Annotated in this window: 25 protein-coding genes; 11 read left to right on the plus strand and 14 right to left on the minus strand. The window is 69.6% G+C overall.

Annotated elements, in window-relative coordinates; genetic code table 11:
* Positions 1 to 166: 166 nt before the first annotated feature.
* On the plus strand, positions 167 to 400 hold the full coding sequence (locus ACFZDC_RS06425; protein ID WP_391320734.1) for a hypothetical protein: 234 nt from the start codon (positions 167 to 169) through the stop codon (positions 398 to 400).
* A gap of 494 nt (positions 401 to 894) precedes the next feature.
* On the opposite strand, the gene gcl is transcribed toward ACFZDC_RS06425, so the two are convergent.
* Positions 895 to 2,682 carry a glyoxylate carboligase gene (gcl, locus tag ACFZDC_RS06430; protein WP_391320736.1) on the minus strand — a complete coding sequence of 596 codons (1,788 nt, stop codon included), beginning with the start codon at positions 2,680 to 2,682 and terminating at the stop codon, positions 895 to 897.
* Positions 2,683 to 2,918: 236 nt separating this feature from the next.
* Here gcl and ACFZDC_RS06435 point away from each other — a divergent pair, with 236 nt between their 5' ends.
* Positions 2,919 to 3,605, plus strand: coding sequence for a hypothetical protein (locus ACFZDC_RS06435; protein ID WP_391320737.1), 687 nt, complete (start codon positions 2,919 to 2,921; stop codon positions 3,603 to 3,605).
* 9 nt (positions 3,606 to 3,614) lie between these two features.
* On the opposite strand, the gene ACFZDC_RS06440 is transcribed toward ACFZDC_RS06435, so the two are convergent.
* Positions 3,615 to 5,225, minus strand: coding sequence for an AMP-binding protein (locus tag ACFZDC_RS06440; RefSeq protein ID WP_391320739.1), 1,611 nt, complete (start codon positions 5,223 to 5,225; stop codon positions 3,615 to 3,617).
* Entirely contained in the window at positions 5,222 to 6,895 is a 1,674-nt protein-coding gene (locus ACFZDC_RS06445; protein WP_391320741.1) for an AMP-binding protein, read from the minus strand. Before ACFZDC_RS06445 ends, ACFZDC_RS06440 begins: the two co-directional genes overlap by 4 nt.
* 146 nt (positions 6,896 to 7,041) lie before the next feature.
* Between ACFZDC_RS06445 and ACFZDC_RS06450 the strand changes: the two genes are divergently transcribed.
* The 3 genes from ACFZDC_RS06450 to ACFZDC_RS06460 all read left to right on the plus strand — a co-directional run bounded on the left by ACFZDC_RS06450 (position 7,042) and on the right by ACFZDC_RS06460 (position 11,897).
* Complete coding sequence (locus tag ACFZDC_RS06450) at positions 7,042 to 7,878, plus strand: LuxR C-terminal-related transcriptional regulator (RefSeq protein WP_391320743.1); 837 nt, start codon at positions 7,042 to 7,044, stop codon at positions 7,876 to 7,878.
* A gap of 179 nt (positions 7,879 to 8,057) precedes the next feature.
* Positions 8,058 to 10,901 (plus strand): AAA family ATPase, encoded by a 2,844-nt coding sequence (locus ACFZDC_RS06455; RefSeq protein ID WP_391320745.1) that lies wholly within the window; start codon positions 8,058 to 8,060, stop codon positions 10,899 to 10,901.
* A gap of 204 nt (positions 10,902 to 11,105) precedes the next feature.
* Positions 11,106 to 11,897 (plus strand): trypsin-like serine protease, encoded by a 792-nt coding sequence (locus tag ACFZDC_RS06460; protein ID WP_391320747.1) that lies wholly within the window; start codon positions 11,106 to 11,108, stop codon positions 11,895 to 11,897.
* Between the two features lie 111 nt (positions 11,898 to 12,008).
* Here the strand turns inward: ACFZDC_RS06460 and dmpI are convergent, their stop codons facing one another.
* From dmpI to ACFZDC_RS06475, 3 genes are all read right to left on the minus strand, one after another.
* Complete coding sequence (gene dmpI / locus ACFZDC_RS06465; protein WP_361128401.1) at positions 12,009 to 12,191, minus strand: 4-oxalocrotonate tautomerase DmpI; 183 nt, start codon at positions 12,189 to 12,191, stop codon at positions 12,009 to 12,011.
* 101 nt (positions 12,192 to 12,292) lie between these two features.
* Complete coding sequence (locus ACFZDC_RS06470; protein WP_391320749.1) at positions 12,293 to 13,159, minus strand: LysR substrate-binding domain-containing protein; 867 nt, start codon at positions 13,157 to 13,159, stop codon at positions 12,293 to 12,295.
* 39 nt (positions 13,160 to 13,198) lie between these two features.
* Entirely contained in the window at positions 13,199 to 14,308 is a 1,110-nt protein-coding gene (locus ACFZDC_RS06475) for a DNA glycosylase AlkZ-like family protein (protein ID WP_391320751.1), read from the minus strand.
* Positions 14,309 to 14,578: 270 nt separating this feature from the next.
* Between ACFZDC_RS06475 and ACFZDC_RS06480 the strand changes: the two genes are divergently transcribed.
* The 3 genes from ACFZDC_RS06480 (at position 14,579) to ACFZDC_RS06490 (ending at position 17,141) form a co-directional block, all read left to right on the plus strand.
* Complete coding sequence (locus tag ACFZDC_RS06480) at positions 14,579 to 15,742, plus strand: CorA family divalent cation transporter (RefSeq protein ID WP_391321544.1); 1,164 nt, start codon at positions 14,579 to 14,581, stop codon at positions 15,740 to 15,742.
* Between the two features lie 25 nt (positions 15,743 to 15,767).
* On the plus strand, positions 15,768 to 16,265 hold the full coding sequence (locus ACFZDC_RS06485; protein ID WP_391320753.1) for an NUDIX domain-containing protein: 498 nt from the start codon (positions 15,768 to 15,770) through the stop codon (positions 16,263 to 16,265).
* A 180-nt stretch (positions 16,266 to 16,445) separates the two neighbouring features.
* Complete coding sequence (locus ACFZDC_RS06490) at positions 16,446 to 17,141, plus strand: sugar phosphate nucleotidyltransferase (protein ID WP_391320754.1); 696 nt, start codon at positions 16,446 to 16,448, stop codon at positions 17,139 to 17,141.
* 31 nt (positions 17,142 to 17,172) lie between these two features.
* Here ACFZDC_RS06490 and ACFZDC_RS06495 read toward each other — a convergent pair whose 3' ends face one another.
* The 6 genes from ACFZDC_RS06495 to ACFZDC_RS06520 all read right to left on the minus strand — a co-directional run bounded on the left by ACFZDC_RS06495 (position 17,173) and on the right by ACFZDC_RS06520 (position 22,261).
* On the minus strand, positions 17,173 to 18,348 hold the full coding sequence (locus ACFZDC_RS06495) for an aminotransferase class V-fold PLP-dependent enzyme (RefSeq protein WP_391320756.1): 1,176 nt from the start codon (positions 18,346 to 18,348) through the stop codon (positions 17,173 to 17,175).
* On the minus strand, positions 18,303 to 19,370 hold the full coding sequence (rfbG, locus tag ACFZDC_RS06500) for a CDP-glucose 4,6-dehydratase (protein ID WP_391320758.1): 1,068 nt from the start codon (positions 19,368 to 19,370) through the stop codon (positions 18,303 to 18,305). Before rfbG ends, ACFZDC_RS06495 begins: the two co-directional genes overlap by 46 nt.
* 27 nt (positions 19,371 to 19,397) lie before the next feature.
* Positions 19,398 to 20,174, minus strand: coding sequence for an SDR family oxidoreductase (locus tag ACFZDC_RS06505; protein WP_391320760.1), 777 nt, complete (start codon positions 20,172 to 20,174; stop codon positions 19,398 to 19,400).
* Positions 20,155 to 20,946, minus strand: coding sequence for a hypothetical protein (locus ACFZDC_RS06510; protein WP_391320762.1), 792 nt, complete (start codon positions 20,944 to 20,946; stop codon positions 20,155 to 20,157). The genes ACFZDC_RS06505 and ACFZDC_RS06510 overlap by 20 nt, the downstream gene beginning before the upstream one ends.
* Positions 20,943 to 21,692 (minus strand): SDR family oxidoreductase, encoded by a 750-nt coding sequence (locus ACFZDC_RS06515; protein WP_391320765.1) that lies wholly within the window; start codon positions 21,690 to 21,692, stop codon positions 20,943 to 20,945. The genes ACFZDC_RS06510 and ACFZDC_RS06515 overlap by 4 nt, the downstream gene beginning before the upstream one ends.
* A gap of 62 nt (positions 21,693 to 21,754) precedes the next feature.
* Positions 21,755 to 22,261, minus strand: a complete 507-nt coding sequence (locus ACFZDC_RS06520; RefSeq protein ID WP_391320767.1) for a VOC family protein — start codon at positions 22,259 to 22,261, stop codon at positions 21,755 to 21,757.
* Between the two features lie 230 nt (positions 22,262 to 22,491).
* Here ACFZDC_RS06520 and ACFZDC_RS06525 point away from each other — a divergent pair, with 230 nt between their 5' ends.
* Positions 22,492 to 22,953: a hypothetical protein gene (locus ACFZDC_RS06525; RefSeq protein WP_391320769.1), complete on the plus strand. Its 462-nt coding sequence runs from the start codon at positions 22,492 to 22,494 to the stop codon at positions 22,951 to 22,953.
* Here ACFZDC_RS06525 and ACFZDC_RS06530 read toward each other — a convergent pair.
* Positions 22,938 to 24,176 (minus strand): methyltransferase domain-containing protein, encoded by a 1,239-nt coding sequence (locus ACFZDC_RS06530; protein WP_391320771.1) that lies wholly within the window; start codon positions 24,174 to 24,176, stop codon positions 22,938 to 22,940. The two genes, ACFZDC_RS06525 and ACFZDC_RS06530, sit on opposite strands and share 16 nt — an antisense overlap.
* Positions 24,173 to 24,763 carry a dTDP-4-dehydrorhamnose 3,5-epimerase family protein gene (locus tag ACFZDC_RS06535; RefSeq protein WP_391320773.1) on the minus strand — a complete coding sequence of 197 codons (591 nt, stop codon included), beginning with the start codon at positions 24,761 to 24,763 and terminating at the stop codon, positions 24,173 to 24,175. The genes ACFZDC_RS06530 and ACFZDC_RS06535 overlap by 4 nt, the downstream gene beginning before the upstream one ends.
* A gap of 310 nt (positions 24,764 to 25,073) precedes the next feature.
* On the opposite strand from ACFZDC_RS06535, the gene ACFZDC_RS06540 reads away from it, so the two are divergent.
* Together ACFZDC_RS06540 and ACFZDC_RS06545 are read left to right on the plus strand one after the other, a co-directional pair.
* On the plus strand, positions 25,074 to 25,688 hold the full coding sequence (locus tag ACFZDC_RS06540) for a Type 1 glutamine amidotransferase-like domain-containing protein (protein WP_391320775.1): 615 nt from the start codon (positions 25,074 to 25,076) through the stop codon (positions 25,686 to 25,688).
* 85 nt (positions 25,689 to 25,773) lie between these two features.
* The gene (locus tag ACFZDC_RS06545; protein ID WP_391320777.1) at positions 25,774 to 26,544 is read left to right on the plus strand and encodes a glucose 1-dehydrogenase; all 771 of its coding nucleotides are present in this window, start codon (positions 25,774 to 25,776) and stop codon (positions 26,542 to 26,544) included.
* Positions 26,545 to 26,566: the final 22 nt, after the last annotated feature.

Consider the following 26,566-nt stretch of genomic DNA (forward strand, 5'->3'; position numbering starts at 1 on the left):
CGAAAGACGTCGAGCTCGCCGCATAACCTCAGCAACCCCGAACCACCCCAAACCCGACAGGAGTGCCTTGACGGAAGACATAGAGGCACCCCCCCGGACAGGGGGGCGCTTTCGTGCCGTCCGGCTCCGGCGTGCGGGTCCGTCCCATCCGCAGGACGCTGAAGCCATGGGCAATCCGACGCAGTACCCGCACATCGTGGTCCACGCTCCGGCCCTCGACGGCTCGCGGCGGGTCACCGAGGGAGAGGTGACCCTGGGGCTCGCCTCCCACCTGGACGACATCGTCGAGATCCTGCGGCTGGCCGATCTGGACCGGATCGAGGTGGAGGAGAGCGATCTGATCGAGTGGCAGGGTGGCGGCCCGGACGACTGGCCGGGGCTGTCGGAGCACGAGCTGTAGGCGGTGCCGCGTACGGCAGGGGCCGTAGTCGGGCTACGCAACCCTCAAATCAACCTCTGAACAGCGCGGACCAGGCGTCGACCGGCCCTGCGCGCGGGCACAGTATCGGCATGCGGGGCCCGCCGGCACGGGGGCGGCGGGCCCCACCGGGGTCTGTCGGGCCGTACGACGTCGCTTCCGCCCGACCCGTGCGCGGTCGCCCCGCTGGGGGGGCGGTGATCGCGCCGCCGTCACCGCGGCTGTCCTGCACGCCGTCCGCCCGCGCGCCGAGGGCGAGTCCCTCGCCGCCGACGGCCGATTCCTTCTCTGGCGGGCTGCATCCGCCCGGGCGGGCCGTCGGCCGGCCGACGGCCACGATGACGGCGGCTCGCTCGGCGGGCACGACTACGGGAGCCGGATGCGGGGGCGGGTCCGGGTGATGCGGGCGGGCACGGGCACGGCGAAGGGGCGGCCCCTCCTCTCGGACGGGCCGCCCCTGTACCGCGTGGGACGGGTCAGACCTTCAGCGGCTTGACCGACGTCGGCGCGTGGCCGGGCTCGGTGGCCAGGTCCTCGAACTCGGAGATGTCGCTGATGTCCATCGTCCGGCTCATGGAGATGTTGGTGATGCGCTCCAGGATCGCCTCGACGACGACCGGCACCTGGTACTCCGCGGCCAGCTTCCTGGCCTCTTCGAAGGCGGCGCCCAGCTGGTCCGGCTCGGTGACCCGGATGGCCTTGCAGCCCAGGCCCTCGGCGACCTTGACGTGGTCGACGCCGTAGCCGCCGAGCTCGGGGGCGTTGATGTTCTCGAACTCCAGGTTGACCTGGAAGTTGAGGTCCAGGCCGATCTGCGCCTGCCGGATCAGGCCCAGGTAGGCGTTGTTCACCAGGACGTGGACGTAGGGGATCCGGTGCTGCGCGGCGACCGCCAGCTCCTCGATCAGGAACTGGAAGTCGTAGTCGCCGGAGAGGGCGACGACCGGGGAGTCGGGGTCGGCCTTGGCGACGCCGATCGCGGCCGGGATGGTCCAGCCGAGCGGGCCTGCCTGGCCGCAGTTGATCCAGTGGCGCGGCTTGTAGACGTGCAGCATCTGCGCGCCGGCGATCTGGGAGAGACCGATGGTCGTGACGTACCGGGTGTCCGGGCCGAAGGCCCTGTTCATCTCCTCGTACACGCGCTGCGGCTTCATCGGCACGTTGTCGAAGTGCGTGCGGCGCAGCAGGGTGGCCTTGCGCTCCTGGGTGGAGGCGACCCAGTCGGCGCGGTCGGGCAGCTTGCCGGCGGCCTTCAGCTCCTTGGCGACCTCGACGAACAGCTCCAGCGCGGCCTTGGCGTCGGAGACGACACCGTAGTCCGGCGGGAAGATCTTGCCGATCTGGGTGGGCTCGATGTCGACGTGGACGAACTTCCGGCCCTGGCGGTAGACGTCGAGCTTGTAGCCGGTGTGGCGGTTGGCCCAGCGGTTGCCGATGCCGAGGACGAAGTCGCACTCCAGGAAGGTGGCGTTGCCGTAGCGGTGCGAGGTCTGGACGCCGACCATGCCGGCGTTCAGTTCGTGGTCGTCGGGCAGGGTGCCCCAGCCCATCAGGGTCGGGACGACGGGGGTCCGGGTCAGCTCGGCGAACTCGACCAGCAGGTCGGTGGCGTCGGCGCCGATGATGCCGCCGCCGGCGACGATGACCGGGCGCTCGGAGGCGAGCAGGAAGGAGATCGCCTTCTCGATCTGGGCGCGGGTCGCGGCCGGCCTGTAGACCGGGAGCGGCTCGTACGTCTCCGGGTCGAACTCGATCTCGGTGAGCTGGACGTCGATCGGCAGGTCGATCAGAACCGGGCCGGGGCGGCCGGAGCGCATCAGGTGGAAGGCCTGCTGGAAGACGCCGGGGACCTGCGCGGCCTCCAGGACGGTGACCACCATTTTCGTCACCGGCTTGGCGATCGAGGCGATGTCGACGGCCTGGAAGTCCTCCTTGTGGATCACGCTGGTGGGCGCCTGGCCCGTGATGCACAGGATCGGGACGGAGTCGCCGATGGCCGAGTACAGGCCGGTGATCATGTCGGTGCCGGCGGGGCCGGAGGTGCCGATGCAGAGGCCGATGTTGCCGGGCTTGGCGCGGGTGTAGCCCTCGGCCATGTGGGAGGCGCCCTCGACGTGGCGGGCGAGGGTGTGGTGGATGCCGCCGGCCTCCTTCAGCGCCTTGTAGAACGGGTTGATCGCCGCGCCCGGCACACCGAAGGCGTCGGTGACGCCCTCGCGCTTGAGGATCTGAACTGCCGCGCGGGCAGCGGTCATACGAGCCATCGAGTACTCCTGCTTCGGCTGTCGGATGCGTACTCCCGTCGCGCCCCGCGGTGAGCACAGTCCCCAGATCGAGCAAATTCCACATCACGGAATTTACTTTCTACTATCTGGAAGCAATGTAGGAGGGCAGGCGAATGCCGTCAAGAGACGGAAAGACCGCGTAAGCGCCGGACAAGCGGTGGCCTGAAGGAGGACGATGGGGGCCGCTGTCCCAACGCGACGCCTGGGAGTGGGCCATGCCCGAGAGCGTGCCGGTGCGCTGTCCGGCCTGTCGGCGCGAGCACGTCTACACCGCGCCGTCGTACCCCTGCGCCTGTGGCACGCCGACCGCCCTGCTGCCGGACAGTACGGCCGGCCCGGCCGTACTGGCGCACCGCGCCTGGGACGAGGACTGGGTCACCGTACGCTGCCCCGCCTGCGGTCGCGGCAACCAGTGGCCGCACCCCGAACTGGGCTGCCCGTGCGGCACGGTCCTGCGCATCCCGGTGAGCGACGCACCATCGGCGGCCGCCCGGAGACCGGTGCGCACGCCCCACCGCCGGGCCCCCTACCAACCCGTCACCATCCGCACCGCCCGCGACGCCGTCACCGCCACCGCGCTCTATCTGCGCTGGCTCGGCTACCCGGACATCCGCCGCGCCGACCAGCGCCCCCCGTCCGGCATCGGTCTGGCCGCGCACGGCCTGCTCGCCCAGGTGGACCCGACGGTGCGCCCTGCCTCGTTACGGGACGTGGAGTGCCTGTGGCTGACGGCCATGACGGAGTCGGCGGGCTGTGTCTACTTCTCCCTGGCCGGATACGCCGAGGACGCCCGCGCTCGTGCCGACACGCTGGGCGTCCCCCTGTTCGTCCTCGACCTCACCGGCACCCCCAACCCGGTGAACGGACCGGGACGGCGACTCGCCGAGTCGGGCGCGGCCTGACCGGTCATGTCAGGCTCCGTACTTCTCCCGCAGCTCGATCTTGCGCACCTTCCCGGACACCGTCATCGGGAAGGAGTCGAGGATCCGCAGCCGGCTCGGGATCTTGTAGTGCGCCAGCCGCCCCTGGCAGAAGGCGTGCAGCTCCTCCAGGGTGAGCGCGTCGGCCGCGTCGCGCGGGATGACGCAGGCGAGGACCTCCTCGCCGTACGTCTCGTGCGGCACCCCGACGACCTGGACGTCGCGGATCTTGGGGTGGGCGTACAGGAACTCCTCGATCTCGCGCGGGTAGATGTTCTCGCCGCCCCGGATGATCATGTCCTTGATCCGGCCGACGATCTCCACGTACCCGTCCTCCCGCATGACCGCGAGGTCCCCGGTGTGCATCCAGCGGCCCGCGTCGACGGCCTCGGCCGTCTTGTCCGGCTCGTTCCAGTAGCCGAGCATCACGCTGTAGCCACGGGTACACAACTCCCCCGCGCTACCGCGCGGTTGGGTGACCCCGGTGGCCGGGTCGACGACCTTGACCTCCAGGTGCGGCAGCACCCGGCCCACCGTCGCGGTGCGGTGCTCCAGATCGTCGTCGATGCGGGTCTGCAACGACACCGGTGACGTCTCCGTCATGCCGTAGCAGATGGAGACCTCCTCCATGTGCATCTCGGCGACGACCCGCTTCATCACCTCCACCGGGCAGGGCGAGCCCGCCATGATCCCGGTGCGCAGCGTGGAGAGGTCGTACGTCGCGAAGTCGGGGAGGTTCAGCTCCGCGATGAACATGGTGGGGACGCCGTACAGGGACGTGCACCGCTCCCGCTGCACCGCCTCCAGGGTCGCCTTCGGCTCGAAGGAGGGAGCGGGGACGACCATGCACGCGCCGTGCGAGGTGGCGGCCAGATTGCCCATCACCATGCCGAAGCAGTGGTAGAAGGGCACCGGGATGCAGATCCGGTCCTGCTCGCCGTAGGCGACCGACTCGCCCACGAAGTAGCCGTTGTTGAGGATGTTGTGGTGGGAGAGGGTGGCCCCCTTCGGGAAACCCGTCGTCCCCGACGTGTACTGGATGTTGATGGGGTCGTCGCAGGACAACTCCGCTTCGCGGGCCCGCAGTTCCTCACGCCGGACGGCGGAGCCACGCGCCGTGAACGCCGTCCAGCCCGGGTCCCCGATATGGACGACCTCCCGCAACCGCGGGCATCGGCCCCGCACTTCCTCGACCATCGCCCGGTAGTCGCTCGTCTTGTGGCGGAGGGAGGCGAACAGCAGGGAGATCCCCGCCTGGTTGAGCACGTACTCGACCTCGTGCGTGCGGTAGGCCGGGTTGATGTTGACCATGATGGCGCCGACGCGCGCGGTGGCGTACTGCACGAGCACCCACTCCGCGCAGTTGACCGCCCAGATGCCCACCCGGTGGCCCTTGGCGACCCCGCTCGCGAGCAGCGCGCACGCCAGCCGATCCACGTCGGCGGCGAATTCGGCGTACGTCCAGCGCCGTGCGGAAGGGACGTCGACCAGCGCCTCCCGGTCGGGCCAGGCGGCCACGGCCCGGCCGAGGTTGGCGCCGATGGTGTCGCCGAGAAGGGCGGTGGGGCCCGTCCCGTGCGTGTACGACAGCTCCGAGGTCACCGGAAGTCCTCCTCGCGGTACTCGTGCTCGGAGCCCGAGGCCGTGGCCTCGCGCAGCTCGATGCGGCGGATCTTGCCGGAGACGGTCTTGGGCAGCGTGCCGAACTCCAGCCGGCGGATGCGCTTGTAGGGCGCCAGCACCTCGCGGGAGTGCTCGAAGACCACCTTCGCGGTGTCGGGGCCCGGCTCCCAGCCCTCGGCGAGGACGACGTACGCCTTCGGCACCGCGAGGCGCAGCTCGTCGGGGGCGGGCACGACGGCCGCCTCGGCCACGGCCGCGTGCTCCAGCAGCGCGCTCTCCAGCTCGAACGGGCTGATCTTGTAGTCGGAGGCCTTGAAGACGTCGTCCGCGCGGCCGATGTACGTCAGATAGCCGTCCTCGTCGCGGGAGGCGATGTCGCCGGTGCGGTAGTAGCCGCCGGCCATCGCCTCCGCCGTGCGGTCCGGGTCGCCGTGGTAGCCGGCCATCAAGCCCACCGGGCGCTCGGACAGGTCCAGGGCGATCTCCCCCTCGTCGGCGCCGGGCGCGCCGGAGACCGGGTCCAGGAGTTCGACGCGGTAGCCGGGACTGGGCCGGCCCATGGAGCCGGTCTTCAGCGTCTGACCGGGGCTGTTGGAGACCTGGACGGCGGTCTCGGTCTGCCCGAAGCCGTCCCGGACGGTGACGTCCCAGGCACGGCGGACCTGCTCGATGACCTCCGGGTTGAGCGGTTCGCCCGCGGCCACGACCTCGCGGGGCGGTGTGCGCAGCTGGCCGAGGTCCGCTTGGATGAGCATGCGCCACACGGTCGGCGGCGCGCAGAAGGTGGTGACCCCGGCCCGGTCCATCTCGGCCATCAGGCGGGCCGCGTCGAAGCGCGTGTAGTTGTGGATGAAGACCGTCGCCTCGGCGTTCCACGGGGCGAACAGATTGGACCAGGCGTGCTTGGCCCAGCCGGGCGAGGAGATGTTCAGGTGCACGTCACCGGGTTTCAGGCCGATCCAGAACATCGTGGCCAGATGCCCGATCGGGTACGACGTGTGGGTGTGCTCGACCAGCTTGGGGCGGGCGGTCGTCCCGGAGGTGAAGTACAGCATCAGCGGGTCGTCGGCCAGGGTGGGACCGTCGGGGACGAAGTCGGCGGGTGCGGTGTACGCGTCCTCGTACGGCTCCCAGCCCTCCTCCGGCAGTCCGCCGACCGCGATCCGGGTGTAGGCGCCGGGCACGTCCGCGAACTTGGCGGTGTCCTCGGCCCGTACGAGCACGTGCTTGACCCGGCCCCGCTCCACCCGGTCGCGCAGGTCGGCGGGGCCGAGCAGCGGGGTGGCCGGGATGACGACCGCGCGCAGCTTCATCGCGGCCAGCGCGGTCTCCCACAGCTCGGCCTGGTTGCCGAGCATGACGAGGATGCGGTCCTCGGCGGCGACACCCCGCGCGCGCAGATGGTTCGCGACCCGGTTGGAGCGTTCGGCCATCTCGGCGAAGGAGAGGCGGGTCTCGGTGCCGTCCTCCTCGACGATGTGCAGCGCGGCCCGGTCGTTGCCGTCGGCGATCACGTCGAACCAGTCCAGCGCCCAGTTGAAGTGCTCGGGCCGGGGCCAGCCGAAGCCCTCGTAGGCAGTCGCGTAGTCCTCGCGGTGCTCCAGCAGGAAGTCCCGAGCACTGCGGAACAGCTCGGTCGCCGTCGTCATCTGTCCTCCTAGGTTCCGGACCATTGCCGGGCGGCTCTCTGGCATCGTCTAATCCGTGATGCAGGTCTCACTACCCCCGAACGGGGGTGTGGTCCACGCGAACGGGGGTGTGGGCAGCGCGGGAGCCGCACCGAAGGAGCGATGAAGTGGCAGCAGAGGCCGTGGCGGCGGCGGAGATACGTGGTGCGCTGGCCCGGCTGCGGCGCGGCACCGGACTTCCTGTTGCCTTCGGCGGCCTTGTCGAGTCCGGCCGGCCACGGATCCGCATCAGCGAGCTGAGCGGCACCACGACCGCGGCCCTCAGCTCGCTCGCGGTGGCCTCCGGCAACGGGCTGGGCGGCAAGGCGGTGGCACTGGCCCGGCCGTGCGCGGTCACGGACTACTCCAGCTCCCGGCAGATCAGCCACGAGTACGACGTCCCGGTGGCCGCCGAGGGCATCCGCTCGGTGCTCGCGGTGCCGGTCGTGGTGCGCAGGCGGGTGCGCGGGGTGCTGTACGGCGCGCTGCGCTCGGCCCAGCCGCTGGGCGACCGGACGCTGGGCGCGGCGGTGGCGGCGGCGCGGGACGTGGAGCAGGCTCTGGTGGTGCGCGACGAGGCACGGGGGCTGCTGGCATCGGCCCGGCCGGAGCCCACCGACGGCCACCCGGGACCGGGTACCGCCTGGGAGCAGGTGCGCGAGGCCCACGCGGCGCTGCGCGCGCTGGCGCCCCGGATCAAGGACCCGGCCCTGCGCGCGGAACTGCTCGCCGCCTGCGGTCTTTTGACCGCACCACACCCGGTCGGCGGCGGGAGCCTGGCGCCACGCGAGCTGGACGTGCTGTCCTGGGTGGCGGCGGGCGCCACCAACGCGGCCGTGGCCGAGCGGCTGGGCCTGCGCCCGGAGACGGTGAAGGGGTATCTGCGCTCGGCGATGCGGAAGCTGGGCGCGCACACACGAGGGGAGGCGGTGACCGCGGCACGCCGGACGGGACTGCTGCCGTAGGCGGGCCGGCCTCCGAGGAGGCCTGCCACCACAGCCGTGAGGAAACTTGTCCATTCATGCAACGTCACTTTGAATTTCCCTATGCGTAACCGTTTGTTATTTCCCTCACCACGGCTTCCGTCCGAATTTCACGGATCGTTGCCTAGAATTTGGCCAGTACGCGACACAGGAGGGGAGCGGTGACCGTGCGACGGGACTTCCAGGAGCCTGCCCGATGCCGCCCCGACCTGCTCATAGGCCGAGAGGACCTGTTCGCGACCGCGCGTGACCAGCTCGCCTCGGGTGGCAGTGTGCTGCTCCACGGCCCCGCCGGAATTGGGAAATCGACCGTGCTGCGAGCATTGGCCGAGGAATACGGCGCCACCGCGCGCACCGTCCTGCGCTGCTCCGCCACGGAGTCCGAATCCCACCTCCCCTTCCTGGCCCTGGCCGACCTCCTCGGTCTGGTCCTCGACGACGTCGCCCCCCGGCTGCCCGCCGCCCAGCGCACCGCCCTGGAGTCGGCACTCACCGGACGCGGCGAGTCCAGCCTCCTGCGCGACGGCCTCGCGCTGCGCCTCGCGGTGCTCTCCGCCCTGCGCGCGCTCGCCGCGCAGGGCCCGGTCCTCGTCGTCGCCGACGACCTGCAGTGGCTGGATCCGGCCAGCGCGGAACTGCTCGGCTTCGCCGCCCGCCGCCTGGAGGGCACACCGGTGCAGCTGCTGTGCGCGGTGCGCACGGAGGGCCAGGAGAGCCAGGAGTACGACCGGCATCTGCGTGCCTGCCCGCCGGACACCGTCGCCGTCCGGCTCGGCCCGCTCACCCACACCCAGACGGCGCAGCTGCTCGACCACCGCGGCCACGGCGGCCTGCCCCGCTCCACGCTGCGCGAGATCCATCGCACGAGCGGCGGCAACCCGCTGTTCGCCCTGGAGCTGGGCCGCGCCCTCGCCGAGAGCCCCACCCCGCCCCGGCCGGGCGAGCCGCTGCCGGTGCCGACCTCGCTGCGCGCCCTGGTGCTCAGCCGCCTGGACATGCTGTCGGTCGAGGCCCGCCGCACCCTGCTGGTGGCGAGCGCCGGCGCCCGCCCCACCCCGGCGCTGCTGCACGCGGCCGGCCGGGAGAACGCCGAGGCCGAGTGCGCCCAGGCCGCCGAACTGGGGCTGCTGGCCACCGAGCAGGAGGCGCCGGCCGTGCGGTTCGCGCACCCGCTCATCTCCGCCGCGCTGTACGCCGAGGCGCCCGCCCAGGAGCGGCGGGCCGCGCACGCGGCACTGTCGACCGCGGCCTCCGACCCGATCGAACGGGCCCGGCACCTGGCCCTCGCCACCACCGGCACCGACCCCGAGGTGGCCGCCCGGCTCGCCGAGGCCGCGGCCCTGGCCCGGGACCGGGGCGCCCCGTCGGTCGCCGCCCAGCTCGGGCTCCTGGCGGCCCGGCACACCCCCGCCGGCGGTGTGCCCAGCCCCGACGAGCGGCGGCTGCAGGCGGCCGAGGACGCGATCACCGCGGGCGAGGTCGACCTGGCCCGGGACATCGCCCGCGAGGTGCTCACCCGGGCGACCGTGCCGGCGGACCGGGTGCGGGCCTGGATCATCGTCATCGACACCGCCGGGCACACCATGGCCGAGGTCGACGCCGTCTTCCCGCAGGCCCTGGCCGACGCCGGCGACGACCCGCGGCTGCTGGCCCTCGTCCACTACCAGCTGGCCTGGCGGGGGCTGATCGTCGAGGGCGACTTCACCGAGGCCCGGGAGGAGGCCGCGCACGCCGCCGAGCTGGCCGAGCGCGGCGGCGACCGGCGCACCGAACTGCTCGCGCTCGCCTTCCAGGCGCAGACCGAGACCCTGATGGGCCATCCGGAGGCACCCCGGACCATCAAGCGCGCCCTGAAGGAGCCCCAGGACCCGAGGGTCGCCTGCCATCACAACGGTGCGGGCAGTGCCCGGTTCCGCTGGCTGGTCATGGGCGACCAGCTGGCCGAGGCCCGGGCGACGGTCACCGCGCTGCTGCGCGAGGTGCGCCGGCGCGGCTCGGTGGAGAGCGAGGTGCACTTCCTGCGCGGCCTCGCGGAGACCGAGCTGCGCGCCGGGCACTGCGGCCGCGCCCTGGAACTGGCCCGCGACAGCCTCCGGCTGGCCCGGGACTCCGGCATCGGCGAGACCGCCTCGGCGATGCTCACCTCCCTCGCGGAGGCCTCCGGCGGGGACGTGGACCGCGCGCTGGCGCTCGCCCGTGAGGCGGTGGAGCACGCCGAGGAGGACGGCGACCAGATGTACCTGTCCCGGGCGCTGGGCGCCCTCGGGTACGCCCAGTTGGTGGCCGGGGACCCGGCGGGCACGGTCCGTTCGCTGCGCCGGGTGCGCCGTCTGGAGCTGGGCCTCGGCATCACCGACCCGGCGCGCGGGCGCTGGCACGGAGACCTCGCCGAGGCGCTGGTCCGTATCGGTGAACCGGCCGAGGCGCAGGACGTCATCGACGCCAGCCGCGAGCACGCCCTCAGGCTCGGCCGGGACAGCGTGATCGCCGTGCTCGACCGCGCTGAGGCGCTGGTGCGCGCCGCTCTCGGCGACCAGGAGGCCGCCGTCGTCCAGCTGACGTCCGCTCAGGACCGGCTCGCGAAGCTCGGCTACGGCCTGGAGGAGGCACGGGCCGCCTTCGCGCTGGCCCATCTGCGCACCCGGCACGCTGAGACCGGCCCGCGCAGGACGGCCGCCTACGACGAGGCCACCCGGCTGTTCCGCCGCTGCCGCGCCCTGCCCTGGCTGCGCCAGGTGGACGAAGCCCTCACCGGCCAGGAGCCGGAGCCGGCCCTCGCCGTGCCGGACACGACGGACGGGCTCGACGCGCTGGCCGCCCTGGCCTCGATGGAGCGTCAGGTCGCCGCCCTCGTCATGGAGGGCGCCACCAACCGGGAGATTGCCGGCAGGCTGTTCGTCAGCGTGAAGACGGTCGAGGCGACCCTGACCCGGGTCTACCGCAAACTCGGGATCCGATCCCGCGTGGACATCGTCCGTTTGGCGGCGGCGCGGCGCGCGAAGTGACGGCGCGCCAGGTTAACTGATCCGGACCGAGGGTTTTCCCTCCCCCACCCCCCTAGGGGGTTCCCTCATTGGGACACGGGGGTTCCGGGTCCTAGCGTAATGGGCGTGCCGCTCGCCCGGGCATACGGGGGACGGTCCCGCGATCCCCGTGTACCACCCCCACACCCGCGCGACCCCCACCGGCAACCCCACCTGAGGAGACTCATGTTCGGGCTCAGACGTGCCAGAAAGACCGCCGCGGTCCTGGTGGCCACCGCCGCCGCCGCGACGACCGCGCTGATCGCCTCCCCCACGGCGACCGCCGCACCCCAGCCCATCGTGGGCGGTACGACCACCACCACCACGGCGTACCCCTTCGTGATGCAGATCACCGACGCGTCCGGCAGCCAGTTCTGCGGCGGCACCCTGGTGGCCGCCAAGAAGGTCGTGACGGCCGCGCACTGCGTGGTCGGCGAGACGACCGGCAGCGTCCGGGTGGTCGGCGGCCGGACCTACCTGAACGGCACCAACGGCACGGTCAGCAAGGTCAGCAAGATCTGGGTCGACCCGGACTACACCGACGCCACCAGCGGCGACGACGTGGCCGTACTGACGCTGTCGACGTCGATGCCGTACACGGCGGCGTCGTACGTCTCCTCGTCCCAGACCGGCCTGTACGCGCCCGGCACCACCGCCCGGATCCTCGGCTGGGGCACCACCTCGGAGAACGGCAGCTCCTCCAACCAGCTGCGGACCGCGACCGTCCCGGTCGTGTCCGACTCCAGCTGCAAGAGCTCCTACGGTTCGGGCTTCGTCCAGACCGACATGGTTTGCGCCGGATACACATCCGGCGGCGTAGACACCTGCCAGGGCGACAGCGGCGGTCCCCTGCTCATCGGGGGCGTCCTGGCAGGGATCACTTCTTGGGGCGAGGGGTGCGCGGAGGCCGGTTACCCGGGTGTGTACACCCGGCTGACCACCTTCTCGAACCTCGTGACCGCGCAGGTCAACTCGTGACCCGGAAGAAGAACACCTGAGCACCCCTCAGGCAGATGCCAGGGGGGCGTTGCGAGCCACCACGAGCGGCCCGCAGCGCCCCCCTCTCCATGCGTACGGCCTCAGGGGCGGCTACTTGTCGGCCGTGAGCTTCCCGGCGGCGCCCCAGCTGTCGGCCGGCACCTCGTGGATCCACACCTGCACGCTCTCCGCCGGGATCCGGTAGGCGTCCACGAAGGCGTCGGTGACCCGCTTGACGAGGTCCCGCTTCAGCTCGGTGTCGCGGGGGCCCTGCTGGATGGTGACGATCGGCATGACTGACTCCCTGGTCGCTCGCGATCTCGTGTGATCGCCTGTGGGAACCAGTCCATCGCTTGGCGGACCGCCGACCAAGAAGCAGATCGCGACCGTAACGATCAGCTTTCGTGATCACCGCAGGCCAGCAGCAGTTTCTTCAGATGCGGCGGGGGGTCGGCGGCGGAGACGGCGAGGCCCGTGGGCAGGGCGAGTCCGGGGGCACGGAAGGGGACGTAGGCGACCCGGGGCGTGCGCAGCACGCGCGCGTGGGAGGCGAAGACGACCGTCCACAGGGGGCGGGAGCCGATGGTGGCGAGGGTGTCCTGGAGAGAGCCGTTGACGGGCCCCGGCCGCGGCTCGAACCCGGCCGTGTGACAGGCGCCGACGACCAGGTCGACCAGGGCGGGGTTGTTGCGGCGCGGGGTGAGGGTGAGCGGCAGGTCGGCGAGGTCGGCCAGAGCGACCTCGGGGCGGGCGGCCAGCGGGTGGGTGGCCGGGAGGGCGGCCACCAGCGGGTCGGGCCACAGGGGCAGCACCCGTACGCCGGGCGGTGGTTCGGCCGCCCGGACGAACGCGGCGTCCAGCCGGCCGGCCGCTACCCGGGCCAGCCGTTCGGCGACCGGGAGCGAGAACAGCTCGACGGGCACCTGCGGAGCCCGCTCGGCGAACGCGGCGAGCACCCGGTCCAGGTGGGCGCCGAGCCCGGTGCTGGTGCCGATGCGCAGGCCGGAGGGTGGCGCCACGGCCGTCCGTGCCCGCTCCGCCGCCGCCAGCACCGACCGTGCCTCGGGCAGCAGCCGCTCGCCCGCCGCGGTCAGCCGCACCCGGCGCGGCGAGCGGTCGAACAGTTCTGCGCCCAGCTCTCGTTCCAGGCGCTGTATCTGCTGGCTGACCGCGGACTGCACGATGTGCAACCGGTCGGCCGCCCGACCGAAGTGCAACTCCTCGGCGACGGCGACGAAATAGGTGAGCTGCCGCAGTTCCATGGCCCGACTGTAGAGGGGTCACCCGCCCGGGTGACCGGCTCACCCCCGCACGACGGTGCCGAACCGGATGTCGTACGACGTCCCGGGATGCATCGTCTCCAGCATCCGCGCGCCCTCCGCGGTCACGTCCGCCCGCTGGGCCTTCGTCAGCGTCCCGAAGGGCTCGACGACCAGGGCGTCGCCGTCGAGCCTCCACAGACCGGCCAGGAAGCCGTCGACCAGGAGGGCGCGGTGGGCCTGGTTGCCCCGCCAGGTGCGGCCCCGGTGCTCGGGGGGTACGACGCGGGTGCGGTCGGCGTGGGAGAGGAGGAGGTTGTCGAACTCGGGCAGGAAGCGGGGCGGGGCCGGGGTGCCGGGGTCGGGGCGGGGGGCGTCGGGCAGGTCGAAGAGTTCGGCTCCCTTCGGGTCCCGGAAGGTGAGGAGCTTGGGGCGCAGGCGTTCGAAGACCTCGCGGAGCCGGGTGAGTCCGGCCCAGGTCTGCATGTCCTTGACGGAGGCGGGGCCGAACGCGGCGAGGTAGCGCAGGACCACGGCCTCGGGGGCCGGGGCCGGTCCGGCCGGACGGCCCAGCCAGTGTTCGGCGGTGGTGAGGGAGACCTGGCCGCTACGTCCCCACAGGCCGCGCGGGGTCACCTGGACCAGGGGGAGCCTGCAGCGGGCGGCGACGGCGAGGGACTGCGGGTCGGCGTCCGGCCACTGGGCGCTCAGCGCCTCCCGGAGCTGGGTCATGGTCCGGGGCCCGGCCTCGACCAGCTCCCGGGCGGACGCGGCCAGCCGGTCGAGGTCGACTCCGTCGAGGCCCTTGCGGAAGTTCGTCAGTTCCCGGTCCCGGGCGGGCTGGACGAGCGGCCGCAGGGTCAGGCAGTCCTCCGCGGTGTGGGTGTGGATGGTGGAGCGCAGGGTGACGATCCGGACGGCCTCGCGGGCGGCCATGAGCCCGGACAGCTGCTCGGGGGCGAAGCCGTCGAGGCGGGCGGCGAGGGCGTAGTACGGGGGCTTGACGTTCTGTGCCTGCAGTCCGAGCAGGTGCCGTACGGCGTCCCGGGCGGACAGCGAGGAGCGGCGCAGCAGGAGCTGCCGTTCGAGGGTGGCGCGGTTCAGGGCACGGGTGTCCAGGAGGGGAGCCGTCGCTGCGCTGCTCTTCGTCATGCCCGCACGCTAACGCGCCTTGCGGACACCTTCTGTCCGCAACTCTCACCGAACCCTGGCCCGGTTCCGGGCGCCCGTCGGGTACGCCCCCGATATCCTGATCCTGCTCGTACCCACCGCGTGATCACGCCGTACGCGGGCTCGACGAGAGGGGAGCCGATGTCCGAGCGCCCCGCCCGCCCCGCCGCGAGGAATGGCGGGACCTCCGGCCCCTCCGGCGGCTCCGCGAAGCCCGGCGGCTCGTCCGACGCCGTGAACGGCGCGAGTGCCGTGGGCGGCAGGAGCGGCGGCGGCAAGGGCAACGGCGGCGGCCGGAACGGCGGCCGCAGGTCCGTCTGGCGCCGTTCCCCCGCCGTGCCGCAGCCGGCCCCCGTCGAGCCGGGCACCGCACAGTCCCCGGAGCCGGCCGAGACGGCGAGTGCCGTCCAGGCGGCCCTGTACCGGGACGGTGTACGGGTCTCCTCCCCCGACACGCTCGCCGAGACGTACCGCGAGCTGCGCGAGCAGCCGTCGGGCATGGCGTGGATCGGCCTCACCCGCCCCACGGAGGCGGAACTGCTCTCGCTGGCCGCCGAGTTCGGCCTGCACCCGCTCGCGGTCGAGGACGCGATGGAGGCCCACCAGCGGCCGAAACTGGAGCGCTACGGCGACACGCTGTTCGTCGTCCTGCGCGCCGCCCGCTACCTGGACGCGCCGGAGGAGGTCGACTTCGGCGAGCTGCACATCTTCGTGAGCCCTGACTTCGTCATCACCGTCCGGCACGGCGCCGCCCCCGACCTGTCCGCGGTCCGCCGACGCATGGAGGACTCCCCCGAGCTGCTCAAGCTCGGCCCCGAGGCGGTCCTGTACGCGATCCTCGACGCGGTGGTCGACGGCTACGCACCCGTCGTCTCCGGCGTGCAGAACGACGTCGACGAGATCGAGACCGAGGTCTTCCGCGGCGACCCCGAGGTGTCCCGCCGCATCTACGAGCTCTCCCGCGAAATGGTCGAGTTCCAGCGCGCAACCCGCCCGCTGGTCGGCATGCTGCACGGTCTGATGGCGGGCTTCGCCAAGTACGAGACGGACGAGGAACTCCAGCGCTACCTCCGTGACGTCGCCGACCACGTCACCCACATCAGCGAACGCGTCGACGGCTTCCGCCAGGCCCTCACCGAGATCCTCACCGTCAACGCGACCCTCGTCACCCAGCAGCAGAACGCGGAGATGCGGGCCCTGGCGGAGGCGGGGTTCGAGCAGAACGAGGAGGTCAAGAAGATCTCGTCGTGGGCGGCGATCCTGTTCGCACCGACGCTGGTCGGCACCATCTATGGCATGAACTTCGAGCACATGCCGGAGCTGAGCTGGGGGTTCGGGTATCCGTTCGCGATCGGCCTGATGGGGGTGGTCTGCTTCAGTCTGTATGTGGTTTTCAAGCGGCGGGACTGGCTTTGACGGAAACCCGAAACGGAGCACCCACATGAGCGCCGTGGAGGCGGTCGACATCGACGGTGTCCCTCACGAGGTCGCGTTGGCGGACCTTTCGTGGCGGCCGAGCATCTATGCCGTGCTGATTCAGGACGGGAGCGTCCTCCTCGTGCCCCAGAAAGGGAGAGGTTTCGACCTTCCGGGCGGCGGTGTGGAGTTGGGCGAGTCGCTCGGCGAGGCAACGGTGCGCGAGGTCAAGGAAGAAACCGGACTCGATGTCGATCCCGGTCCCGTCATCGCGGTCCGGGAATCCTTCTTCGTATGGGCCCCGGCCGATCCGGCCGCGCGGGCGGCGTACCAGTGTCTTATGTTCTACGTCACCGCGACCGTGGTCGGTGGGAGCCTCAGCACCGATGGCTTCGATTCCCGCGAGCGGCAGGACTCGGCCATGGCCCGGTGGGTCCCGCTGGCTGCCCTGGACACGGTGAAAGTGGCCAGCAGCAGGGACTTCCGCCCCATTGTCGAGGCCGTGGCCGCGGGTAGTCGTTGACGCACCGCGCGCTCCTGCCAGGCGCGCGATCCGCAGGCATGCTCTTGGATCCGCAACCCGTGCTTCCTATGCTTGCTGAACGCCGCCAATGATCCCCGGCTGCGAATGCCAGACCCACGTTCATGTGTACGCCGCACCTGCTCAACGAACGACCGACGCAGGCTGACGTAAGGATCCCACGTGGAGCCGACATCGCTGGTAGTTCTCGCGGGAGGGCGGGGAAGCCGCCTGGGCACGCTGACCGATTCCCGACCCAAGCCTCTCGTGCCGATCGGCGATCAGCCCATACTGTGGCACATCCTCAAGGCTTACGAAGCCGCTGGAGTTCCACGCTCGGTCATCGCCGGGGGGTATCGCGTGGAGCAGTTGAAACGGGCCTTCTCCCACTCGGAATCGGTGGAGGTGGTGGACACCGGCGCAACGACCAGTACCGCAGGGCGACTCCTACGACTCGCCGACCGCCTGCCGGAGACCTTCTGCCTCACCTACGCCGACGGTCTCAGCGACGTCCCGCTGACCGAAGTGATCGGCCTTCATCTCAGCCATCGGCCACAGGCGACCATTACCGCCGTCCATCCGCCGTCGCGATTCGGAACCCTTTCCCTGTCCGGTAGGACGGTCACGAGCTTCGAGGAGAAAACGACGCTTCGGTCGGTCTGGGTCAATGGCGGATTCATGGTCCTCAACCGAAGCGTTCTCGACCTGATTTCCGGCGATGACACCAGTCTGGAGCAGGAGGTCCTTCCCAAGCTGGCCGCCACCGAGCAACTGATCGCGTATCAGCACGACGGATTTTGGTATCCGATGGACACGGTGGCCGACATGGCGTTCCTGAACGTTCTCTGGCAGGGAGGGGCCCCATGGCGGACGTGGTAGGGGCCGGCGGTCGCCGATCGGTGTACGCCGCTCAGCGCAGGCGCGCATGCCCGACGACCGCTCCCCGCAGGACCGTGCACACGCGATCGATCTCGGCCACCGACATGTCGTGGTAGCTCGGCAGGTTGATGGCACGCACGGCGAATCCCCGCGCGACGGGACAGACGTCCGCTGACAGCCGGAAGACCGGAAGGGTCGAGAGGCTGGGGAAGACGACCCGGGCGTCGATGCCCCCGTCCAGAAACGCTGTGCGCAGATACTGGTTCGAGATGCCGGTCGGCTCAAGACACTCGACAGTCGGCATCCACGCCCCGAGGCTGTCCCCGTCCCGGCACATGTTCAGCCTCACGCAGGAGAGCCCGCTCAGCCGCTCGCGGTACAGCTCGAGGATCTGCTTCTTCCTGGCGACGAGTTCCTCGATCCGCTCCAACTGCCCGAGTCCGAGCGCTGCTTGGAGGTTGGACATCCGGTACTTATAGCCGATTCTCTCCGGAGCGAAATCCGCAGCCCGTCCCGGAGCACGTCCGTGGTTGTTGAGGACGCGCACCGACTCGGCGAGAGACCTGTCGTTCGTCAGCAGCATTCCCCCTTCACCCGTGGTCACGGTCTTCGTCCCGTGGAACGAGAAGACGGAGAAGTGACCGAGGCCACCGGCTCGGTGCCCGCCGGCCACTGTCCCGATCCCCTCCGCGGCGTCCTCGATCAACGCGATGTGCCACTTCTCGCAGATCTCCGCCAGTCGAACGACGTCACAGGGATTCCCGTAGAGATGTACGGCCACCACGGCACGGGTCTTCTCCGTGATCAGGGACTCCACGGAGTCCGGATCGACGCACCAGGTGACGGGATCGATGTCCGCGAAGCGGACTGTTGCGCCAAGGTGAACGGCAGGCGCGGCAGACGCGATCCAGGTGATGTCCGGAACGATCACTTCATCTCCCGGCCCGACACCGAGGGCGCTCAGACCCAGATGAAGCGCTCCGGTCGCGCTCGAGGTGCTCACGGCGTGGGAGACCCCTACATGGTCGGCGAAGCCCTTCTCAAAACGCTCGATGTAGTCATAGCAGTGCTCACCCCAGCCGTGTGCCGCCGCATCGAGTGCGTAGCCGATCTCCACATCCGTGATCGAGGGCCGGGTGTAAGGAATCTTCCCCCCGTCTGTCATTTCGCCCCCAGATCCCAGTAATCCCGGATCATCGCCTTGCACACGGTCAGCGGATCCCTTCCGTCCTGGATGAGGTGGTACCAGCGAAACGTCTCTGCTATGGCTTCGTCGACGCCCAGCATGTTCGAGAAACCGAGGACCCGGCTCACCTTCGAGGAATCGATCTCCAGCCATGCGGACTCGTACGACGCGGTCCACCCGGTGCCCAGGACGACCTCTCCGTGTGGAAAGAGGGTCTGAGCCCTCGCCACCACGTACGCCACGTCCACGGCCTCGTTCGGGCCGGGGCCGAAGTTGTAGGGTCCTTCCGGGGCTTCCCCTCGGCAGATTCCTTCGGCCAGCAGAAGATAACCCGTCAAAACGTCGAGCACGTACTGCCAGGGACGCACATGGCCGGGATTTCTGATGAAGACCGCTTCTCCCGCGGCCCAGGCCCGAATGATGTCCGGAACAAGACGAGACTCGCCCCAGTCGCCGCCCCCCACCACGTTCCCCGCGCGGGCACTGGCGACCCGGGTGCCGATCGGTCGCAGATAGGTGTCCCGATAGCATTCCGTGACGAGTTCGGCGCAGGCCTTGCTCGCCCCGTACGGGTCGTTGCCACCGAGTGCGTCGGTTTCGCCGTAGCGGCGTCCGCGGCCCCGATTTCCGTAGACCTTGTCTGTGGTCGCCACGACCACGGCAGCTGTGTCTCCGTAGGAGCGCACAGCCTCAAGCACCCCCGCCGTGCCCAGAACATTGTGGGAGAACGTGTCCAGGGGGCTCGCATACCCATGCGCGACGATCGCCTGCGCCGCAAGGTGCACGACGATCTGTGGCCGCGCGGCCTCCACCGCTCGCCGGAGCGCGAGCGGGTCGCGCACGTCTCCGCGCAAGTCCCGGCAGAGACCGCCTACCCCCGCGGCCGAGAAGAGGCTCGGGTCACCGACCGAGGGAAGGCTGAAACCCGAGACCTCGGCACCCAGGAGGTGGAGAAGGATCACCAGCCAACTCCCCTTGAAGCCCGTGTGGCCGGTGACCAGGACCCTCCTGCCGTTCCAGAAGTCCGTGCTCAAGAGGCTCATGACTCTCGCACACCCCCAGCGGAGCCGCTAGTACGTCAGCAAGCCGCCGCTCACGTTGAATACCGATCCCGTCATGTACTCGGCGGCATCCGAGAGCACGAATCCGATGACGCCCGCGATCTCGGCAGGTTCCGCCAGGCGCCGCCACGGAATGCGGTCGGCCTGCCGCGCGAGCCCTTCCGGCGTCAACTGGCCCCGCAGCATCTCGGTGTCTACGAGTCCCGGGGCGACCGCGTTGACCGTGATCCGCACAGGCGCGAGTTCGCGTGCGATACCGCGCACGAGGGACACCACGCCCCCCTTGCTGGCGGCGTACGCGAGGGATCCGTCGTAACCGCCCGTCCACCAGGCGTCCGAGGCGACGGCGACGATACGCCCGCCGGTGTCCTGGAGCCGCATGACCCTGGCACACTCCTGCGCCAGGAAGAAGGTGCTCCTGAGGTTGGTGCGGATGTGCAGTTCCCAGTCCTGCTCGTCCACATCGAGAAACGGTGTCCGTTTCAGAACGCCGGCGGCATGGACGAGAAAGTCCACACCTCCCAGCTCCCTGACCGCGACCTCCACGACGTGGCGCGCGGACGAGGTCACCGAGAGGTCCTCCGTCACGAGGACGGCTCGGGCGTCCTGCCACTGCTCCAGCAGGCGTGTGTCCCGGTCGACCGCACAAACCATGGCGCCTCGGTCGAGGAGATGACGGGCAACCGCCCGTCCGATCCCGCGGCCGGCTCCGGTCACGATGGCTCGTCTGCCGGCGAAGGCACCCTCACCGGAACCATCCAGGTCCTCAGTTCGCCACGACGCCATGCGCGAGCTCCTCGGTCAGTGTCGCGTCGAACGCGGGCAGGACGACGGCTCCCGATTTCTCGAGGAACCCCTGCAGACGGGAGGACTCCTCCAGGGAGCGGGAGAGGCCCAGCGGCGTGCGGCTGCTGAAGTTCTCCCGGGTGAAGATTCCGTCGGTCCAGACCACCGCTCCCGTGCTCGTACTCACCGTAATGGCGAGTGATTCGGCGTGATGGACCCCTACGGCGAGCGAGGTGACACCGGGTGCGATCGTGTCCTCGTCCTCGAGGAAGTTGACCCGGTGCCAGGCGTCGAACAGCACGTGGTCCATGACGCGCCTCGGTACGGACAGCTCCCTGACCTGCGTCTGATCCCGCAGATACGAACGCGAGGGCGCGAGGAACTCGGCCCAACCCGAGCGCAGGATGTGCACGGTGGCGCCGGTGAACTCGCCGATGTCGGAAACGGAGTACGCCTGGAAGGGGGAGACTATGACGTCCGTGACGTCATGGGGGGCGATGTCGAGGGCGCGAAGCTGACCACAGACGGTGGTGCCGAAGCGCATCCTGGCGCGAGGGTGCCCGGAGTAGTCCTCCCATAGGCGATCCAGTGCCGGGTCCGCCTGCGACATCCCCGCGTTGATGAGCATGCAGCGGGACCTGTTGCGAACCAGCACGGACGAGAAGCCCAGGGTGACCCACTCGTCCCAGTGGCTCATCCAGAAGACCTCGGGCCCGCGTACGTCCGCCCGACCGTATTCCAGGATCCGAACCGAGTACCGGTCGTCCTTCATGCGCTGTATCCCCCGTCGACCAGAAGCGTCGCACCGGTGGTGAAGGAGGAAGCCCGGGACATGAGGAAGTACGCCGACTCGGCCACCTCCTGCGGGGAGGCGTACCTGCCGAGGGGGTGGGCGGACAACTCGGCGGCCACCGCTTCCGCGTAGGGAACCGGTCTGGCCATCATGTCAGCGTGTTGCATGGGGGTGTCCACGGCACCTGGCGCTATGACGTTCACGCGGATCCCGCGGGGTGCCAGCTCGAGGGCGAGTGCCTTCGCGAACATCATGAGGCCGCCCTTGCTCGCACAGTACGCGGCGAAGTTCTCCGATCCCCGCATGGAGGATATCGAGCCGGTGAAGAGGATGGACGAACCGCGGCTGAGGAAGGGCAGAGCGGCCCGGGTGACGAGGAACGCGCCCGTCAGATTGGTCGCGAGGATGCCGTTCCACATGGTCAGGGAGGTGTCCTCAAGGCTCTGGTAGTGGGCGACACCGGCGTTGCTCCAGACTCCGGTCAGCCGCGTGTGCGGTGGAACGGCAGTGGCGAAGGCGTCGCGGACGCTCGTTTCGTCGGACACATCGCAGGAGACGAAGACCGCGTCCCCTCCCTGACCGCGTATCTCGACGGCCACGGCTTCGCCCGCCGGATCACGGTCGAGGAGGACGACGGCCACTCCTCGTTCGGCGAAGTACAGCGCGCCGCCGCGTCCGATCCCGGAGGCCGCCCCCGTGATGACCACTGTCTCCTGAGTCTCCACGCATTCCTCCGCGTTGGCCTCGCATGGATGATCGGCTGGAGCTCACGGGTGGGTGAACGCTGTCACGGAGTAGGACCGCTGCCGTGCAGCCAGTTCGGGGACTGGATCAGTTCGACTCGTATGCCGTCGGGTCCGAGGGCCAGGACGACCTTGCCGCCACGGATCGGACCGATCGTGGGCACGACCGGGTCGGACAACAGCTCGAATCCCGCTTCCTTGACCCGTCGGCACATGTCCTCGATGTCCGTCACGGCGAGAGCGAGGTGGGCGGTTCCCGCTGCGGCGTTCCTGGCGTCGGCAGCCTGCGCGGAGACGTGGCCGAAGTGCACGAGTTCGACCGCGAAGGTGGACCCCTCGATGCGCAACACGACCGCTTCCATCTCGTACTCGGAATCGTCCAGCAGTGTCCCGAGATAAGGGGCCCGGGGAGACCAGCGGAAGGCCACCTCGAGTCCGAGGACGTCCACGAAGAATGGGAGGGCCTCATCGATTGAGGTGACGTGAATTCCGATGTGATGGGGTGCCAGGACCCTCGGAGTGGATTGCCTGCCCGGATTCTGCACCACCATGACTCTCCCCCATGAGCATGACAGTTGCTACTCCTCAGCCGTGATTAGGCTAGCCCAGCGTCCGGGTCCTGTCGATCCCTCGAAAAAACGATCTCCGCTGAGGCTGATGAGCCGGCCGCGACCGGCCTGTCCACCGGTTGACGTGCCTCATCTACGACGGTTGCGGCGTCGTCATCAGCGGTGCGGCCCCCATAAACTTCGATACTTCAAGCACGGTGGAGGGAGCGACCTTGAGCGCGGAGAATCGGCACCCCCAGCACCTGGACACCGGTGGCGGTGCCTTCGTGGGCGGAAATGTCGACACCGGAGGCGGAGACTTCGTGGGAAAGGACAGCATCAAGTCAGTTGTCCACGGGTCAGTGGGGCGCCTTTCCGTGGGAACGACTGACGGAGCTGCCGCCGACGGCCAAGGAGAGGCCGCCTTCGCGGAATTCCAGCGGGCGTTGGAGGACTTGACCGAACAGCTGAAGCTGGCGGAAATGAGCCCTGGCGCGAAGAAGGCCGTCATCGAGGACGTCGAGACGGTGCTCTCGGAGACGCAGGAGGAAGAGCCCGACGCGGACCTGATCCTTCACAAGGTCGACTCGATCAGCCAACTGCTCGGGAAGATGGCCGGTGCGGCCACTTCGCTGACCGGAATAGCCGATCTCGCGCACCGACTTCTCGATTGGGCCACTCAGCTGTTCCGGTAGCCGAGCACCGTGAGTTCGGGGACCGCGACGACGAACGCCACCCCGTTCTCCGCCAACGCCCCCAGCTGTTGCACCACTTCCTCGGCAAGGTTCCAAGGCAGAACCAGGACGTAGTCCCAGTCGCCGGGTGCGAGACATGAAGGCGGCATGACCGGGATGTGGCTGCCCGGCAGGTGCTTGCCCTGTTTCGATGGCGCGGCATCGTAGACCACGGGGAGCAGGTCGGGTTTGACACCGGCGAAGTTCAGCAAAGTGGTGCCCTTCGCCGCTGCACCGTAGGCGGCGACACGTACGCCTCGGCGTTTCGCGTCCAGCAGGAAGGTCAGCAGGTCGTCCTTGATTCTCTCCGCTCTGGCCTGAAGCTGAGCGTAGGTCCCGCTCTCCATCAGGCCCGCGTCGACTTCCGACTGCAGAAGCTGACGCACCCGAGGAGTCACTTTCCGAGCCTGGCCCTGATGCTGCGCGTAGACCCGAAGGCTCCCTCCGTGTGTGGGCAGCTGCTCCACGTCGAAGACTTCGAGACCCGCCCGTTCCAGGACGTGCCCCGCGGAGGTCAACGACAGATACGAGAAGTGTTCGTGGTAGATCGTGTCGAACTGTCCGTGCCGGAGGAGATTCTGCACGTGCGGGAACTCGAGGGTCACCACCCCCTCGGGCTTGATCATGGAGCTGAGGCCGGCGGCGAAGTCGTTGATGTCGGGCACATGGGCGAACACGTTGTTGGCGACGACGAGGTCGGCCAGGACGTCCTGCTTCGCCAGCTCATGGGCCAGGCTCGCCGAGAAGAACTCCTCGATGACGTCGATCCCGTACTGGCGGGCGGCCCGGGCGGCTTCCGTGGCCGGCTCGATGCCGAGGCACGCAATCCCCCGTCCGGCGAAGTTCCTGAGCAGGTGTCCGTCGTTGCATCCGATCTCCACGACAAGGGACTTGGCACACAGGCCCAGGCGAGCGGTGACGGAGTCGGTGAACGCCGCCACGTGTTCGAGCCATGACCGCGCTGTACCGGATCGGTAGGCGTAGTCCGCGGTGAAGAGCCGCCGTGGGTCGGAATGGTCCTCCAACTGCATGAGCTTGCACACGGAGCAGAAACGGACGCGCAGCGGAAGGTACACCTCCGGCTCGTCGAGTTGACGAGCCGACAGATAGGCGTTCGAGGGCGGGGCGAAGCCCAGGTCGAGCACCAGGCCGTTCAACGCGGACGCACACGATCTGCACTTCATAGCGTCACACCCGTGAAACCTGCGTCAAGGGGAGGGTAGGAGGCGTCCCGGGCCGACAGGTGTGAGACGGGGAGAGGCCAGCTCACGCCCAGTCGCTCGTCCTCGGCTCCGATCCCGCGCTCGTGCGGTGGTGAGTACTCGCAGCTGTGAACGTAGACCACCGTCGCGTGCGCGGACATGGCTTGGAAACCATGCGCGAAGCCGGGTGGGACGAGCATGCTGTTGAGCCCGTCCCCGCTGAGCGTGCGCGCACACCACTTCAGGAAGGTCGGCGAACCACTGCGAACGTCGACCGACACGTCCCGGATTTCCCCCCGGACGCAGGTGACGAGCTTGGCCTCGGCCCTGGGAGGAACTTGGTAATGCAGGCCACGGACGGTTCCCGCGCGGACGGTCTCCGAGACGTTCACGTGGACGACCGGCCACCGCCAGCCGGCGGCGAGCAGCTCCCGGCTGTCGAAGATCCGGGCGAACCTTCCCCGCGTGTCCTCCCTCGGGATCCGCGCGATTTCCACGAGGCCCTCGATCTCCGTGCAATGGAAGACCAGCACACCCCAGATGAAACCATTGCCCCGTCGGGGTGACAAGCGGGCCACCCGCGGCGGTGCGCCACACCCGGCCAGTGAGTACACACGCACCAGCACCTACACCAAAAGGCCCAGGCAGGCCGGAACTTGGCGCGACGGCCCCTCTCACGGGCGACAATGAGGACCCCGGTTCGCTCCACGGGCTCGGGGAGCGACTCCCGTACGCAAGGATGGGGATACCGACCTCCTTCACTCGATCAGTGTGCGGGCTGAAGAAGCTCAGTGACAGCGGTGAACTCCTGGCCGTGGTATTCCCATCCGACGGTCTGTCAGCTCACCTCCCTGCAGAACAGAGAGGGAAATTCCCGTCATGCCGTTGTTCCTCACGTCCATTGCCTGCGAGGTACTCGATCAGATCGCGGCCCACCTGGACGGCGATCCGCATGACCTGAAAGTCGCCTTCATCCCCACGGCCTCGAACCCCTCGGAAAACAAGGAGGGAACCGAGAACGACCGCAACAAACTGGTGAGCCTGGGATTTCAGGTCTTCGATGTGGACATCGCTGCCACCGGACATGAGGACCTCAGGCAGGCCCTGGAGCCGGCCGACGTCATCTTCGTCGGCGGCGGCAACACCTTCTACCTGCTTCAGGAGGCCCGCCGGAGCGGATTCGACCAGATGCTCCGCGATCTGGTGGGCAACGGCAGGTCGTACATCGGTTCCAGTGCGGGCTCGGTCCTGCTGGGCACCACCATCGAGCCCATCAAAATGATGGACGATCCCAAGGAGGCTCCGGAACTCGCCTCGTACGACGGACTCGGCTTCGTCGACTTCGTCCCGCTCGTCCACTACGGCAATGAGGAGTTCGTCGAGGAGTACGGCGCGGCCCTGGCCGAGCTCTACTCGTCCGGGCCCAGGTTCGTGCTTGTCCGCGACAACGAGTTCCTGATCGTCCGCGGCGACCACTGGCGGATCTGCGGTTGATTCGCGTCGGCGCTGTCCTTCGCGCCGGAGACGTGTCGGGACCTCTCGACGGACAGGCAACGCGGAGCGAGGAGCGGGGGCAGCCGTGGGTCAGCGATTGGCTGGGAAAGTCGCCCTGGTCACGGGCGGCGCGAGGGGGATCGGCCGGGCCACGGCACTGGTGTTCGCCCGGGAGGGTGCCGAGGTCGTGGTCAACTACGTCCGGCACGCCACGGCGGCCCGCGAGGTGGTCGAGGCGATCCTCGACGGCGGGGGCAGTGCGACGGCCCTGGGGGCCGATGTCGCGAACCCTGACCAGGTGTCCCGCATGTTCCAGGAGATCGAGCACCGATTCACCAGGCTCGACATCCTCGTCAACAACGCCGGGCTGTGGCGACCGGGGCGGGGCCTGACCATGGACGGCTCCCTCCTGGACGACCTGTGGTCGGTCAATCTCAAGGGCGCTCTCAACTGCGCGCAGCTGGCAGCACCCTTGATGAACCGCCATGACTACGGCCGCATCGTGAATGTCTCCTCGGTGGCCGGGCTCGCCATGGCCACCCCGGACAACACGCCGTACACCCTGACCAAAAGCGCACTCATTGCCCTGACCAAGCGCCTCGCCCTCGAACTCGGCCCCACCGTCACGGTGAACGCTGTCTGTCCTGGTCTGATCGCCACGGACATGATGGAGGGGGACCAGGCACGCCATACCACCGCGGGGATCGTGAGCCGCACGATCCTGGGTAGAGCCGGCACGCCCGCCGAGGTGGCGAACGCCATCCTGTTCCTGGCGAGTGAGGAGGCGAGCTTCGTGACGGCCCAGGCCCTCACCGTCGACGGAGGACGCACCGACTTCGTGTCGCGCTCGGGCTGAGCGGTCTTCACATCGCACCGGA

It is taken from the genome of Streptomyces sp. NPDC007905, from assembly GCF_042959345.1.
Classification (GTDB): domain Bacteria; phylum Actinomycetota; class Actinomycetes; order Streptomycetales; family Streptomycetaceae; genus Streptomyces.

Coding starts and splice junctions, on each gene's coding strand:
- ACFZDC_RS06435 (WP_391320737.1), top strand. CDS start 2,919: ATGCCCGAGAGCGTGCCGGTGCGCTGTCCGGCCTGTCGGCGCGAGCAC.
- dmpI (WP_361128401.1), bottom strand. CDS start 12,191: ATGCCGATCGTCACCATCCAGCAGGGCCCCCGCGACACCGAGCTGAAG.
- ACFZDC_RS06520 (WP_391320767.1), bottom strand. CDS start 22,261: ATGGTGGTGCAGAATCCGGGCAGGCAATCCACTCCGAGGGTCCTGGCA.
- gcl (WP_391320736.1), bottom strand. CDS start 2,682: ATGGCTCGTATGACCGCTGCCCGCGCGGCAGTTCAGATCCTCAAGCGC.
- ACFZDC_RS06445 (WP_391320741.1), bottom strand. CDS start 6,895: ATGACGACGGCGACCGAGCTGTTCCGCAGTGCTCGGGACTTCCTGCTG.
- ACFZDC_RS06530 (WP_391320771.1), bottom strand. CDS start 24,176: ATGAAGTGCAGATCGTGTGCGTCCGCGTTGAACGGCCTGGTGCTCGAC.
- rfbG (WP_391320758.1), bottom strand. CDS start 19,370: ATGAGCCTCTTGAGCACGGACTTCTGGAACGGCAGGAGGGTCCTGGTC.
- ACFZDC_RS06510 (WP_391320762.1), bottom strand. CDS start 20,946: ATGAAGGACGACCGGTACTCGGTTCGGATCCTGGAATACGGTCGGGCG.
- ACFZDC_RS06425 (WP_391320734.1), top strand. CDS start 167: ATGGGCAATCCGACGCAGTACCCGCACATCGTGGTCCACGCTCCGGCC.
- ACFZDC_RS06505 (WP_391320760.1), bottom strand. CDS start 20,174: ATGGCGTCGTGGCGAACTGAGGACCTGGATGGTTCCGGTGAGGGTGCC.
- ACFZDC_RS06460 (WP_391320747.1), top strand. CDS start 11,106: ATGTTCGGGCTCAGACGTGCCAGAAAGACCGCCGCGGTCCTGGTGGCC.
- ACFZDC_RS06475 (WP_391320751.1), bottom strand. CDS start 14,308: ATGACGAAGAGCAGCGCAGCGACGGCTCCCCTCCTGGACACCCGTGCC.
- ACFZDC_RS06540 (WP_391320775.1), top strand. CDS start 25,074: ATGCCGTTGTTCCTCACGTCCATTGCCTGCGAGGTACTCGATCAGATC.
- ACFZDC_RS06485 (WP_391320753.1), top strand. CDS start 15,768: ATGAGCGCCGTGGAGGCGGTCGACATCGACGGTGTCCCTCACGAGGTC.
- ACFZDC_RS06470 (WP_391320749.1), bottom strand. CDS start 13,159: ATGGAACTGCGGCAGCTCACCTATTTCGTCGCCGTCGCCGAGGAGTTG.